Origin of the sequence: Gulosibacter hominis (assembly GCF_904842695.1) — a bacterium.
Taxonomy (GTDB): Bacteria; Actinomycetota; Actinomycetes; order Actinomycetales; family Microbacteriaceae; genus Gulosibacter; species Gulosibacter hominis.
In genome coordinates this window covers 39,041-52,443 of the sequence record NZ_CAJGWQ010000004.1, presented here as the reverse complement: position 1 = coordinate 52,443, position 13,403 = coordinate 39,041, and the positions used below count along the sequence as shown (strand labels likewise).

11 protein-coding genes are annotated in these 13,403 nt (G+C 62.3%); 7 read left to right on the top strand and 4 right to left on the bottom strand.

The window, feature by feature from the left end; genetic code table 11:
• Window positions 1-77: 77 nt before the first annotated feature.
• Together JMV54_RS04265 and JMV54_RS04260 are read right to left on the bottom strand one after the other, a co-directional pair.
• Window positions 78-353, bottom strand: coding sequence for a PTS sugar transporter subunit IIB (locus JMV54_RS04265; RefSeq protein ID WP_201517707.1), 276 nt, complete (start codon window positions 351-353; stop codon window positions 78-80).
• 25 nt (window positions 354-378) lie between these two features.
• A complete protein-coding gene (locus JMV54_RS04260) occupies window positions 379-819 on the bottom strand; it encodes a PTS sugar transporter subunit IIA (RefSeq protein WP_201517706.1) in 441 nt (146 codons plus the stop codon).
• A gap of 236 nt (window positions 820-1,055) precedes the next feature.
• On the opposite strand from JMV54_RS04260, the gene lepA reads away from it, so the two are divergent.
• Window positions 1,056-2,900 carry a translation elongation factor 4 gene (gene lepA / locus JMV54_RS04255; RefSeq protein WP_201517705.1) on the top strand — a complete coding sequence of 615 codons (1,845 nt, stop codon included), beginning with the start codon at window positions 1,056-1,058 and terminating at the stop codon, window positions 2,898-2,900.
• 481 nt (window positions 2,901-3,381) lie between these two features.
• On the opposite strand, the gene JMV54_RS04250 is transcribed toward lepA, so the two are convergent.
• Window positions 3,382-4,242, bottom strand: a complete 861-nt coding sequence (locus JMV54_RS04250; protein WP_201517704.1) for a 3-hydroxyacyl-CoA dehydrogenase — start codon at window positions 4,240-4,242, stop codon at window positions 3,382-3,384.
• 157 nt (window positions 4,243-4,399) lie between these two features.
• On the opposite strand from JMV54_RS04250, the gene JMV54_RS04245 reads away from it, so the two are divergent.
• The 3 genes from JMV54_RS04245 to JMV54_RS04235 all read left to right on the top strand — a co-directional run bounded on the left by JMV54_RS04245 (window position 4,400) and on the right by JMV54_RS04235 (window position 9,232).
• A complete protein-coding gene (locus JMV54_RS04245; protein WP_201517703.1) occupies window positions 4,400-5,905 on the top strand; it encodes an Hsp70 family protein in 1,506 nt (501 codons plus the stop codon).
• Between the two features lie 60 nt (window positions 5,906-5,965).
• Window positions 5,966-8,347 (top strand): ABC transporter permease, encoded by a 2,382-nt coding sequence (locus tag JMV54_RS04240; protein ID WP_201517702.1) that lies wholly within the window; start codon window positions 5,966-5,968, stop codon window positions 8,345-8,347.
• A 99-nt stretch (window positions 8,348-8,446) separates the two neighbouring features.
• Window positions 8,447-9,232, top strand: coding sequence for an ABC transporter ATP-binding protein (locus tag JMV54_RS04235; protein ID WP_201517701.1), 786 nt, complete (start codon window positions 8,447-8,449; stop codon window positions 9,230-9,232).
• A gap of 40 nt (window positions 9,233-9,272) precedes the next feature.
• Here JMV54_RS04235 and trmB read toward each other — a convergent pair whose 3' ends face one another.
• Window positions 9,273-10,220 (bottom strand): tRNA (guanine(46)-N(7))-methyltransferase TrmB, encoded by a 948-nt coding sequence (trmB, locus tag JMV54_RS04230; protein WP_230972810.1) that lies wholly within the window; start codon window positions 10,218-10,220, stop codon window positions 9,273-9,275.
• 77 nt (window positions 10,221-10,297) lie between these two features.
• Between trmB and JMV54_RS04225 the strand changes: the two genes are divergently transcribed.
• The 3 genes from JMV54_RS04225 (at window position 10,298) to JMV54_RS04215 (ending at window position 13,371) form a co-directional block, all read left to right on the top strand.
• Complete coding sequence (locus tag JMV54_RS04225; protein ID WP_201517700.1) at window positions 10,298-10,507, top strand: hypothetical protein; 210 nt, start codon at window positions 10,298-10,300, stop codon at window positions 10,505-10,507.
• A gap of 92 nt (window positions 10,508-10,599) precedes the next feature.
• A complete protein-coding gene (gene dapA / locus JMV54_RS04220) occupies window positions 10,600-11,574 on the top strand; it encodes a 4-hydroxy-tetrahydrodipicolinate synthase (protein ID WP_201517699.1) in 975 nt (324 codons plus the stop codon).
• A gap of 63 nt (window positions 11,575-11,637) precedes the next feature.
• Window positions 11,638-13,371, top strand: coding sequence for a ribonuclease J (locus tag JMV54_RS04215; protein ID WP_201517698.1), 1,734 nt, complete (start codon window positions 11,638-11,640; stop codon window positions 13,369-13,371).
• The last annotated feature ends 32 nt before the right edge of the window (window positions 13,372-13,403 follow it).

Below are 13,403 nucleotides of genomic sequence, written 5' to 3'. Positions count from 1 at the left end.
AGCGTTCGGCTCGGTACAGCTGAGCCGGTTTGCCGTCACCGGCGGAGTCGGTCGCGGGATGCGCGACCGAATGGCAATTAGAGGTCGAGTGCCGCCGCGAGTTTTTCGCGCACTTCGTCTTGGTCGACGAAGTTGTTGACGACGGCGATGGGGGTGTCGATATCGCCGAGCTGTGGTGCGAGTTCGGCGCTGGTCATCACCAGGTCGGCACTGGCAGCGGCGCCGCGTGCTGATGAAATATCCGAGGCTTCAACATCTGCGGTTTCGCCGAGCGCTTCGAGCGCCTGGTCGATGTTCATCTTGAGCAGCACCGAGGTGCCGATGCCCATACCGCACACTGCGATGATTTTCATAGTGGGTCCTTTCTCATGGCGCTGATTAGCCGAGCAGCGCTGAACGAATTTCTTCGGGGTCGTTGGATGCGCGCAGCCGGGCGAGCGTGTCGGGGTTGGCGAGCACACCCGCGAGCTTTGCCATCACCTGCAGGTGTTCGTCGTGGTCGAGGGCGGCAAGGCCCACCACCAGGTCGACCGGGTCGTTTGTTTCGCTGCCGAACTCAACCGGTTCGGCAAGGCTCACCCAGCTGAGCCCGGTGCGACGCACCTGTTCTGAGGGGCGTGCGTGCGCGAGTGCGAAGCCCGGCGCGATAACGATGTAGGGGCCGAGATCTTCGACGGCCTTAATCATGGCGTCGGCGTAGGCGTCGGTGGCGATGTCACCGGCGACAAGGGCATCACCTGCGGCCTGAATGGCGGCGCGCCAGTCGGCTGCTGGCACGGCAAATCGGATTGCTGTGGATGGAAGTAGATCGGCAGACATCAAACCTCCTGAAACACTTGGTGAGAAGCGGTCAGCCACTAGCAATTCTAGGCGCTCTGCCAAGCTTGGGGTAGTCAAACGCCTAGAAAATTACGACCGCCCCGCAAGTTTTTGTAGAAAGGCTTGCATTTGCAAAGCTAATTCCGTTGGTTTTCCCGCTCAGGCCAAGCCGCACTGTGCGACGTGATAGCGCGTGTGGAGGTTCCGATCAGAAGCATGGGAGAATGGCCGGTACCATGCCGAACACTCCTAAGATCTTGCAGCCGCTGGCCACGCCACCCGACCGCATCCGAAATTTTTGCATCATTGCCCACATCGATCACGGCAAGTCGACCCTTGCCGACCGCATGCTGCAGCTGACCGGATCGGTTGAAGATCGCGTGATGCGCGCCCAGTACCTCGACAAGATGGAACTCGAGCGCGAACGCGGCATCACGATTAAGTCGCAGGCCGTGCGCATGCCGTGGCACGTGTCGGGAGACGACTACATCCTCAACATGATCGACACCCCCGGCCACGTCGACTTCAGCTACGAGGTGTCGCGTTCGCTCGCAGCCTGCGAGGGCGCGGTGCTGCTGGTGGATGCTGCCCAGGGAATCGAGGCGCAGACGCTCGCGAACCTCTATCTGGCGCTCGAAAACGACCTTGAAGTCATCCCGGTGCTCAACAAAATTGACCTGCCGGCAGCCGATCCTGAGCGCTATGCCGAAGAGATCGCCAACCTGCTCGGCGGTGAACCCGACGATGTGTTGCGGGTGAGTGGCAAGACCGGGATGGGCGTGGATGTGCTGCTCGACCGCATCGTCGACCGCATCCCGGCACCCGACGGTGACCCCGAAGGCGACCCGCGCGCGCTGATTTTTGACTCGGTTTACGACTCGTACCGGGGCGTTGTGACCTATGTGCGGATGGTTGACGGGCACCTCACCGATCGCGCAAAAATTCGGATGATGTCAACCGGCGGCACGCACGAGCTGCTCGACATCGGTGTTTCTTCTCCCGAGCCAACTCCGGCCAAGGGCCTCGGCACCGGTGAGGTGGGCTTCCTCATCACCGGTGTGAAAGATGTGCGCCAGTCGAAGGTGGGCGACACGGTCACTTCGGCCGCACAGCCCGCCGACGAAGCGCTGCCCGGTTATGTCGAGCCCAAACCGATGGTGTTCTCGGGGCTTTACCCGATTGACGCCGGCGACTATCCCGAACTGCGCGAGGCGCTCGACAAACTCAAACTTGAGGATGCGGCGCTCAATTACGAACCCGAAACTTCGGTTGCGCTCGGCTTCGGTTTCCGCGTGGGCTTTTTGGGCCTGCTGCACCTCGAAATCATTACCGAGCGGCTCTCGCGCGAATTTGATCTCGACATCATCACCACGGCGCCGTCGGTGACCTACGACGTCATCACCGAAGACAAAGAAGAGCACCACGTCACCAACCCGTCGGAGTTCCCCGAAGGCAAGATCCTTGAGGTGCGGGAACCGGTGGTGCGCGCATCCATTCTGATGCCGAAGGACTACGTCGGTAAGGTCATGGAACTGTGCGAGTCGCGCCGCGGGTCGCTGGTTTCGATGGACTACCTCTCGGAAGAGCGGGTTGAGCTGCGCTACACGCTGCCGCTGGGCGAGATCGTGTTCGACTTTTTCGACCAGCTGAAATCGCGCACCCAGGGCTATGCCTCGTTTGACTACGAGCCGGTTGGCGATCAGGCTGCCGACCTGGTGAAGGTCGACATCTTGCTGCAGGGCGATCGGGTGGATGCATTCAGTGCCATCGTGCACCGCGACAAGGCCTATAGCTACGGCACCATGATGGCCGAACGGCTGCGGAAACTGATTCCACGGCAGCAGTTCGAGGTGCCGATTCAGGCGGCGGTTGGTGCGCGCATCATTGCCCGCGAAAATATTCGCGCGATCCGTAAGGATGTGCTCGCCAAGTGCTACGGCGGTGACATTTCGCGTAAGCGCAAGCTGCTTGAAAAGCAGAAGGAAGGTAAGAAACGGATGAAGATGGTTGGCCGCGTTGAGGTGCCACAGGAAGCCTTCATCGCCGCGCTATCTGGCGACGTGGAGAGTAAGCAGAAGTAGCCTTCGCTTGCTGCCGCGCCTGCTCGGTGGGGCCCCGCTGCCGTGTGGTGCCCCTTGCCGCGGCGCTCTTTGATTGCCGCGGCGCCCTCTCGGCAAAAGACCCTCTTACTGCGGAAAGACCCTGCTATAGCAGGGACACTTTGCGATAACAGGGTCACTTGTGCTGAGGGTACGGGCGTGCGCCTTTGGTCGCAGCGCTCTTTCGTTGCCGCAGCGCTCTCTTGCTGCCGTGCGGTGCCCCTTGCCGCGGCGCTCTCTTGTTGCTGCAGCGCTCTTCCGGCAAGTGACCCTGTTACTGCGGGAAGACCCTGCTATAGCAGGGACATTTGCCGATAGCAGGGTCACTTGCCTTGGAGTACGGGTGAAGGGGATGGGCGCTGGGCGGTTTCGGGGGAATGCGGCGCCGAACTGCTTGCGGTCAATGCAGCAGAACGAAAGGGGCACATCGCCGAAGCGGTGCGCCCCTCGCTGCGTTAGATCGCTAGTTGTACTTGTAGAACCCCTCACCGGTTTCCCGGCCGAGCTTGCCCTTGTCGATGTACTCCTCTTTGAGGAGCTTGGCAAATGCCTGTGCTGCCGGGGCGGGGTTGGCGGATGTGATGTTGTAGGCGGTGTTGAGCCCGACCACGTCGAAGATCTGGAACGGACCGAGCGGGGCACCGGTTGCGATGCGCCAGGTTTTGTCGATGGTCTCGGCATCGGCGACGCCGCCGACGAGCAGGCCCGCACCAGCGTTCAGGAACGGCACCAGCAGCGAGTTCAGCACGTATCCTGGCTGCTCTTTCAGCACCTTGATGGGCACCATCTTGATCTCTTCCGCGAACTCCACGACGGTGTCATAGACAGCCGGGTCGGTCTTATCGGTGCCCATCACCTCGGCGGTGTTCAGGCGCCAAATGTGGTTGGCGAAGTGCAGGGCCAAGAACTTGTCGGGGCGGCCGGTTGCATCCATGAACGAGCTCGGCAGCAGCGTCGACGAGTTGGTTGCGAAAATCGTGTGCTCCGGCGCGACCTGCGCGAGCTTCTCGTAGGTGCTGGTCTTGATTTCCGGAACTTCAGGAACCGCTTCGATAACGAGGTCGGCATCCGCCGCGGCCTCAGCGAGATCGGTAGTGAGCTTGATTTTGTCGATGGTGGCATCGGCCTGGCCTTCGGCGGCGCCGGGATAGTTGTCGGCGCGGTAGGCCGCCGCCCATCCGGTAAATCGCTTGCGTGCGGTTGCGAGGGCCTCGTCGCTGATGTCGTAGGCGGTCACCTCGAATCCGCAGTAGGCGGTTTGGAATGCGATCTGCGATCCGAGTACACCGGTTCCGAGCACGGTAACTTTGCGGATGTTCGTCATAGCGACACTCACTTTCAACTATTGGTGATGTGCGGTGGCAATCTCCTGCCAATTTCGACGGTACTCCTGGCCTCTGGACGGTGCTTGAAAGGTCGGTTAACCCGAGACGAACTATGGCAGTGGCCCGCGCGTTGCCTGCGCTTGCTAGCGTGACAGCATGCGCTTCGGAATCGACTTCGGCACCACTCGAACCCTGATTGCCGCGGTTGACCGTGGCAACTATCCGATCGTGGGAATCGATGACCACGACGGTGACCTGCACGAACATATCCCGAGCGTTGTGGCGCTCGACGGCGACCGCATCGTCTGCGGCTGGGAGGCGCTCAAACACGCGCAGGGGCGGCCGCTGCTGGCGCGCTCATTCAAACGCCTGCTGGCACAGCCGCGAGTCACTTCCGAAACCCCCGTCACGATCGGCGGCACGCAGCGGCCGCTTGGCGAGGTGCTGCTGGCCTTTGCACGGTACGTCACCGACCGCATCCGCAACAGTTCGGTAATGGCCGGGCGCGATGACGAACCGATTGAAGCGATCGTGGGGGTGCCCGCCAACGCGCATAGCGCGCAGCGGCTGCTCACACTGGATGCATTTGTTCGCGCCGGCGTGAACGTGCTGGCGCTGATTAACGAACCGAGCGCCGCGGCATTTGAATACACGCACCGGCACCCGCGCGCATTGAATTCGAAGCGCAAGAGCCTCGTGGTGTATGACCTCGGCGGCGGCACCTTTGACGCCTCGCTGGTGCGCGTCAACGGCACCGATCACGAGATTGTGCGCTCGCTCGGTGTGGGGCAGCTCGGCGGCGATGACTTTGACGAGGTGTTGGTTGATCTCGCGCTCGAACATGCGGGACGGGCAGGGGATGTGTTTGGCGACCGGGCGCGCGGGCGGCTGCTTGACGAAGCCCGCACCGCAAAAGAACGGCTCGCGCCGCAATCGCGTCGACTGGTGCTCGAACTCGATGATGACGATGTGGCGGTGCCGGTGGAGGAGTTTTATGAAGCGGCGAAACCCCTCGTGCAGCGGACGATCACCGCGATGCGGCCACTGATCGGCGAGGACGAGCGGGCAACGCTGCACGACACCGAGATCGCCGGAATCTATCTCGTGGGTGGTGCCAGTGGGCTGCCGCTCGTGCCGCGAGTGCTGCGGGAGGAGTTTGGCCGCCGCGTGCATCGATCACCGTACCCGTCTGCATCCACGGCGATTGGCCTGGCGATCGCAGCCGATCCCGATTCGGGATACCGACTGCGCGATCGGCCCTCGCGTGGCATCGGGGTGTTCCGTGAGCGTGACTCGGGACGCGAGGTGGCGTTCGATCCGCTGGTGTTGCCGGGGGCTGAACCGGGCCCGGACGGTGAGTTTGTGGCGGTGCGTCGTTATCGTGCCGCGCACAATATTGGCTGGTTCCGTTACGTCGAATATGCGGCACTGGATGCTGCCGGCGAATCGACGGGTGACCTCGCCCCGGTGGTGTCCCTCGCGGTGCCGTTCGACCCCGAGTTGCGTGACGGGCGTGACCTGAGCGGTGTTGAGATTGAGCGTCGCGATAACGGCCCCGAGGTGATCGAAACCGTGCGGGTGGACGCGAACGGAATCACAAGCATCCGAATCGAGCTGCCCGAACAGGGCTATGTGGTCGAGCGCAGTGTGGGGCTGGGTTGATCGGGGACAGCCATCTGGTTTCAGGGCAACGGCTGGGTGCTCAACTAAGAGAAATGACTCATGAACCTCAAATACGCGCTCAATGACCTGCGGCGAAATCCCGGTGTCAACCTGGCACTGCTGCTTGTGCTCGTGCTCAGTTCGTTCTTAATGGCCACTGGTGCGATGGTGATGGAACGTACCGTTGGAGCGGTAAACGCGCTGTTCACAGTCGCTCAACCGCCACATTTTCTGCAGATGCACCGTGGCGATTACGACCCGGATGCGCTGGAGCGTTTCGCTGCTGAACATCCCGAAATCGATGCCTGGCTGATTGAAGAAATGGTCGGGTACGACAGTGCCGCGCTCACCTGGTCGCGGCCTGGCACAGGTGAGTCGGGAGAGTTTTCTGAGAGCCTGATCGACAACCTGTTCGTCACCCAAAACGCCGAGTTTGACTTCTTGCTCGACGAGGCCGGAGAGATCGTACAGCCGGCGGTAGGGGAGATCTACGTACCGGTGGCCTTCCAGCAGCGTTTCGCGTTGAAAGCCGGCGACGAGCTGCACATCCAAACCGAGGAGGGAGCCCAAACGCTGACGATCGCCGGATTTGTGCGCGACTCACAAATGGCATCCTCGCTGTCTTCCGCAACTCGTTTTGTAGTCGCCGACGCCGATTTCGCTACCCTTCGTGCCGACGGTGGTATTCCCGAGATCATCGTCGAATACCGCCTCGAGGACTCGAGTCAAGCGAGCACCTTCCAGACTGCCTATGAGCGTGATGAGTCGCTGCCGAAAAACGGCCAGGCGGTTACGGGCGACATGATCCGCATGATCAACGCGATTAGCGATGGGCTAGTAGCGGTCGCGTTGATGTTTGCGAGCCTGCTGCTCATTGCGATCGCCCTGCTCAATGTGCGCTTCGTGATTCGCGGCACGCTCTACGACGAAGTGCGGCAGATCGGGGCGATGAAGGCGATTGGTTTGCCCAACCGCACCATTTCGGGGCTCTACCTGTCAAAATATGCGGTGATGACCGCGTCTGCCGCCGTCGTTGGCGGTGTGCTGGCTATTTTTGCGACGCAGACCCTCACCCGCGGTATTCAGGCGAACTATGCGGCGGCACCGGTTACGGCGGCAACCGTCCTTGCCCCGGTGTTGGCACTAGTGGGCGTGGTGGCTATCGTGTTCGGTATCGCGCGCGGCGTACTGCGAGCCATCAACCGCATCCAGGTGGTAAGCGCTCTGGTGCACGGCTCAACCCTCGACGAGCGTCGCACCGCACGGCGGGCGAAGCGGTTGGCGCGTAGCGTGCGCCGTTCAGCTTTCGCCAGCTTCCGCGGCGGCAACATTAACCGTCGCCTGGCACTGATCGACCTTCGGGCCGAGCGCGGCCAGTGGGTGCTGCTGCCACTGGTGTTCTTGCTCGCTGCAGTGCTGATGACCCTGCCCACTAATCTGCTCACCACCTTCCAAAGCCCGAAGTTTGTCACCTATATGGGGGCGCCCGAGGCCGACCTGCGCATCGACCTGCAGTTCACGGCCGAGGCTGAGCGGGTGCACGACGAGCTGTCGCCCGCGCTCGCGGCCGATAGTCGACTTACTGGCGTGCGTGAATACGCCAACGAGCTCGCCGAGGTGAAAGGGACCGAAGGGTGGGAATCGCTGCGGATTGAAGTTGGCGACTACTCGGGTAGCGGCATTGAATATCTGCACGGTGAGCGCCCCGAAACCGGAGAGATTGCACTGTCGGTGCTCAACGCCGACGAATACGGGGTGGGTGCCGGTGATGCACTCACACTGCGTCGTGGCGGTGAAACCGTGACACTGACGGTCAGCGGAATCTACCAGGACGTAACCAGTGGCGGCCGCACCGCGAAACTCCAGGGCGAGCCGGTGGGTGCGGTCACCGGATACGTCTACTACGCAGCCGTTGCTACTGGGGAAGACGCGACCGCTTTGGCTGCCGAATATGGCAAACGGTTCCCGGCTGCCGCGGCCGTGCCGATGCGTGAGTATGTACAACAAACGCTGAGCTATGTCACGGATGCGTTCGCGAGTGCCGCGGTGGTCACCCTCGTGTTTGCGCTTGGTGTCGTGGCGCTGATCACCAGCCTCTTTTTGGGGCTTCGGCTCAGCCGCGAACGCCGCCGCGCCGGGGCACTTTCGGCGCTCGGCTTCTCGGGAGCGGAACTTTCGTGGCAACTGCGGTTCAAAGCCGGTGCCGCCATCGTGCTCGGTGGCGTGGTCGGTGTGCTGGTGACAGCCTCGCTCGGAGAGTTCTTCGTCGGGGCCGCCACCTCAGCCAGTGGCCTGGGAATTGCCAGCCTGAAGTTCATCCCCAATCCGCTGCTCGTGTACGTCGTCTACCCACTGCTGCTGATCGCAGTCGGCATGCTTGCGGCAATAGCTGTTTCGGCACGGCTGCGACGCAATGACACCAGCGCGTGGCTACGTGCCTAACCAGAACGAGTCTGCAGTTGCTACTCAGCAATAACCTCCCAAACCACACCGAACATCCTTGACCACAGCATCAGGCTTGCTGCCGAGAAATGAGACAAGATGACCACTGTTAGCGCCCGACCGGTTCTACGTCCCGCGCTCAGCGCCAGCGGGCTCGAAAAGACCTACTACTCAACAGAACCGCCCACACAGGTGCTGTATGGCATCGACCTCGAGGTGCGTGAGGGCGAATTTCTGGCCGTGATGGGTGCCTCGGGGTCTGGCAAATCAACACTGCTGTATTCGGTGAGCGGGATGGATCGGCCAACATCGGGCAGTGTGCGGCTCGGTGATCGTGACCTCACCGAACTTAACGATCGGCAGATGAGTCGTGTGCGGCTCACCGAGATGGGGTTCATCTTCCAGCAAGCACACTTTCTTCCCAACCTCAATGTGCGTGACAATATCCTGCTGCCCGCACTCAAGGCACAGCCGAAGGGCCGTGCCGAAGTAGAAGCTCGTGTCGACGGGCTGCTTGTTCGCTTCGGCATCGACCACGTCGCCACTCACGGCATCACCGAAGTCTCTGGCGGTCAGCTGCAGCGGGCATCCATCTGCCGCGCCCTTGCCACCGAACCCAAAGTGCTGTTCGCCGATGAACCCACCGGTGCGCTGAACAGCCGCATGACCACCGAAGTGATGGATGCGATCTCTGATGTCCACCGCGACGGCACCACCATCATGATGGTCACCCACGACCCTTCAAGCGCCGCCCGAGCCGATCGCGTGGTGTACCTGCGTGACGGTCGCCTGGTCGATGAGCTGATGCTCGGTAGCTGGCGTGCCGAGTGCGCGGTCGAGCGCGAAGACCAGCTGTTGGGCTGGCTACGCGCCAACGGATTCTAGGGCGAGTGTTACCGCATCCTCTTGAGTTTGTCTGCGCCGGCTAGCTGCGGCGCACCCCGACAATGTCGTGCGGCGGACGGCCGGCGTCGTGGCCGCGCTGCTCAAAGTGGGTGAGCATCCGGCCTTCGAAGCGCGGGGCGAAGCCACCGCGCTCGGGCTCGCGGTCTTCGGGGTCGGGGCGCTCGCCGACGTGCGGATTGGTGAAGTGCTCGCTGCCTTCCACCACATCCCGCATCTGCCAGGCATAGTCGCGCCAGTCAGTCGCGAGCCGCCACACACCGTCCGGCTGCAGCACGCCGGCGACCGTGTTTGCAAACAGATCGCTCACCAGGCGTCGGCGGTGATGCCGTGCCTTGCGCCAAGGATCGGGGAAAAACGTCCACACCTCGAGCGCGCGAGGATTCGCGGACCCCGGCCGGCTCGCGTCGACGCGGCCGGTGGTTTTGCCGGTGCCGAGGGCCGTCACCCCGAAGCCCCCGGCGACAAAGGATGGATCGTCAACAATTTCGAGCCCGAACACCACCGGTAGGGCTTGGGCTGCATCCGCTTCGAGCACGCGCACATTCGTGACGCCGGCGCGGGCCGCGTTCGCCACGCAGCGTGCCACGCCCGGGCCCCAGCCTTCGACGGCGAGAAAATTGCGTTCGGGATGCTGCTGTGCTGCATGCACGAGCTGTTCGCCGTTGCCGGGGCCGATTTCGACAATCAGCTCGGCATCGCGGCCGAACGCTTCGCGCAGGTCGATGAACGCATCCTCGGCAATTGATGCGGTCGCGCCGCCCTTGGGCGCGGGGATGATGTAGGTGTCGCCGTGTTCGGCGAGCACATCCTCGAAGTCTTTGGCCATGCGCACCTGTCCGCGCATCGTGAACGAGCGCACTCGCTGGCGGCGTTTGCTGTCGGCGGCGGTTTTTGGCTGATTTTGGGATGCGTCCTCGTGCATCCCCCTATTGTCGCCGAAGTTCCCCGCACCCGCCGCACCCTGCATCCCTGCAAAGCCTGCCCCTGCATCCAGGCATCGAGGCATCCAGGCCCTACAGAATTTTGTTTCCTGACATCATCCCCGTGCTGATTTTTGTTTCCTGGTCTCATCCGAGAACTGAACTTTGTTTCCTGGCTGCAAAAGTTGCCGCGGAGACACACAAATCCCGCCAGATATCCCGTTTTGCAGCCAATAAACAAAAATCAGGAAACAAAACTCTGATCGCAGGAAACAAAAATCCGCAGCAGCTGCTGGGGCTGGGGCAGGCAGCTGAGCAGGCAAGCTGCAGTTAGCAGGCAGCAGGACAGGCTGGGGCTGGGGCAGGCAGCTGCTGGCTCAGGGCAGGCAGGGGCCGGCAGGTCGGCAGGCGCGCTAACCTGGAGGGGTGACTGCTCAAAATCCTTTCGGCCAGGTCCTCGTTGCGCTCATCACCCCCATGGACCATGAGGGTGAGGTCGCCTGGGCCGACGTCGAACGCCACGTCGAGGCAGTGGTCGCCGGCGGCGCCGACGGTATCGTCGTGTCGGGCACCACTGGCGAGACCTCAACCCTCACCGACGCCGAAAAGCTCAAGCTCGTGCGCGTCGCCAAGCAGGTTGCAGGCGACCGCGCCAAGGTCATCCAGGGCGGCCCCTCCAACGAAACCGCCCACGCCATCCAGCTCGCCAAACAATCAGAGGCAGCCGGCGCCGACGCCATCATGGCGGTCACGCCCTACTACAACAAACCCACCCAGGCGGGCGTCCTCACTCACTTCCGCATGATCGCGGATGCGACCGACCTGCCGATGATCCTCTACGACATTCCCGGCCGCACCGGCATCCCCATCGCCTACGAGACAATCATCCGGCTTGCCAAGCACCCGAACATCCTCGCGGTAAAAGATGCCAAGGGCGACCTCGCGCAGGCATCGCGAGTGATGAACGAAACCAACCTGCTCTATTTCTCTGGCGACGACCCGATGGTGCTGCCATCGCTGTCAATCGGCATGTCGGGGCTCATTGGCGTCACCGCGAATATTGCCCCGCAGCCATACCGCGTTATGGTGGATGCGGTCAATCGCGGTGATCTGGCCGCGGCCACCGAGCAGCACCGGCTGCTTGAACCGCTGGCGCGAGCCACGATGACCCACGTTCCCGGTACCGTTTCGACCAAGTACCTGCTGCACGGCCTCGGCCGAATCTCGACCCCGCGCGTGCGGCTCCCGCTCGTTGGACCCGAAGAGTGGGAGGCAACCCTCATCGAAGATGATGTTGCCAAGGTGCAGGGCCTCGACGGTATCGACTTTTCAAACTTCCGGCCCGATCGCAACGCTGCCGCTGGTGGCGCGCTGCCAAGAATCGCGGGCACCACGCGCTAGTCGCGTCCCATCAGCAGTGCCGTCTGACCAGCCCGGCGCACTTCGCTCAACGACAGGTACTTCATGACACAAAACACAAAATCTGCCCGCGGCGCCGCCGCTAACGAGGCACGTCCGGTCACGCTCCCCAAACTCAAGCGGGATGTGCTCCGCATCATTCCGCACGGTGGGCTCGGCGAAGTCGGCCGCAATATGACCTCGTTCGAGATCAACGGCAAACTGCTGATCATCGACTGCGGTGTGCTCTTCCCCGAGTCGACCCAGCCGGGTGTTGACCTCATCCTGCCCGATATCGAATCGGTGTACGACCGGCTCGATGATGTGGTGGGCATCTTCCTCACCCACGGCCACGAAGACCACATCGGTGGCGTGCCCTATCTGCTCAAGCGCAAGCCCGATATTCCGCTGATCGGATCACCGCTGACGCTGGCACTGGTCGAAGCAAAACTGCGCGAGCACCGCATCCGCCCCTACACGCTCACCGTGCACGAGGGCGACGTTGAAGATTTCGGGCCGTTCCGCTGCGAGTTCATCGCCATCAACCACTCGATTCCCGACTCGCTCGGCGTGCACGTCACCACCGCAGCGGGTAATTTCATCCACACCGCCGACCTCAAGATGGACCCAACCCCGCTGGATGGGCGACTCACCGACCTGCGTGCCATGGGCCGGATGGGGGAGGCAGGCGTTGACCTGTTCCTGTGCGACTCGACCAACGCCGAAGTGCCCGGCCACTCGGGATCGGAGAGCTCGGTTGCACCGGCCATCCACGAAGCGGTTCGCACCGCCAAGGGCAAGGTGCTTGTCGCCAGCTTCGCCAGCCACGTGCATCGCGTGCAGCATGTAATCAACGCCGCCGCCGACAACCGCCGCAAAGTTGCGCTTGTGGGCCGGTCGATGCGCCGCAATATGGGGATCGCGGCCGATCTCGGCTATCTCAACGTGCCGGAAGGCCTGCTGGTTGACGAAAAAACCGCGCTGAGCCTGCCCGACCACCAGGTCGTATTTGTGTGCACCGGTTCGCAGGGCGAAACCCTCGCGGTGCTCAACCGCATCGCCCAGGGCAACCACAATATTTCGGTGCGTGAGGGCGACCGGGTTGTGCTCGCATCCAGCCTCGTGCCCGGCAACGAGGTGCCGGTGTCGAATATGATCAACAACCTCATGAAGGCCGGTGCTGAGGTGCTGCACAAGGGCAACGCTCACGTGCACGTTTCGGGGCACGGGTTTGCCGGTGAACTGCTGCAGGCGTACAACGTGGTCAAACCCAAGTACGCCATGCCGGTGCACGGTGAATACCGTCATCTGGTGGCAAACGCCAAAATCGCCCAGCTCTCGGGCACCCCGGCCGAAAACTGCGTCATCACCGAAAACGGTGGCGTTATCGACCTCGAAAACGGTGTGCCGCGCAAGGTGGGTCAGGTGCCGGTGGGCTTCGTGTACGTCGACGGTAAGACCGTTGGCGAGGTCACCGAAGACGACCTCAAAGACCGGCTCGTGCTCGCGACCGAGGGCTTTATTTCGATTTATGTGACGGTCGACCCCAACGAGGGTGAAATCGTTGCCGGCCCCGAAATCCACGCGCGCGCTTTCGCTCCCGACGACTCGGTGTTCGAAACGATCCTGCCGCAGACCCGCAAGGCGATTGAGGATGCGCTCGCGGACGGTGTGCGTGACCAGTACCGGCTCTCGCAATCGATTCGGCGCGTGGTGGGGCGCTGGGCGGGCACCAAACAGCGTCGCCGGCCGATGATTGTGCCGATCGTGATGTTTTCGGATGAGGTTGCATCCGAATAACCAACGCATCGAAATAATCAATAGGGATGCGT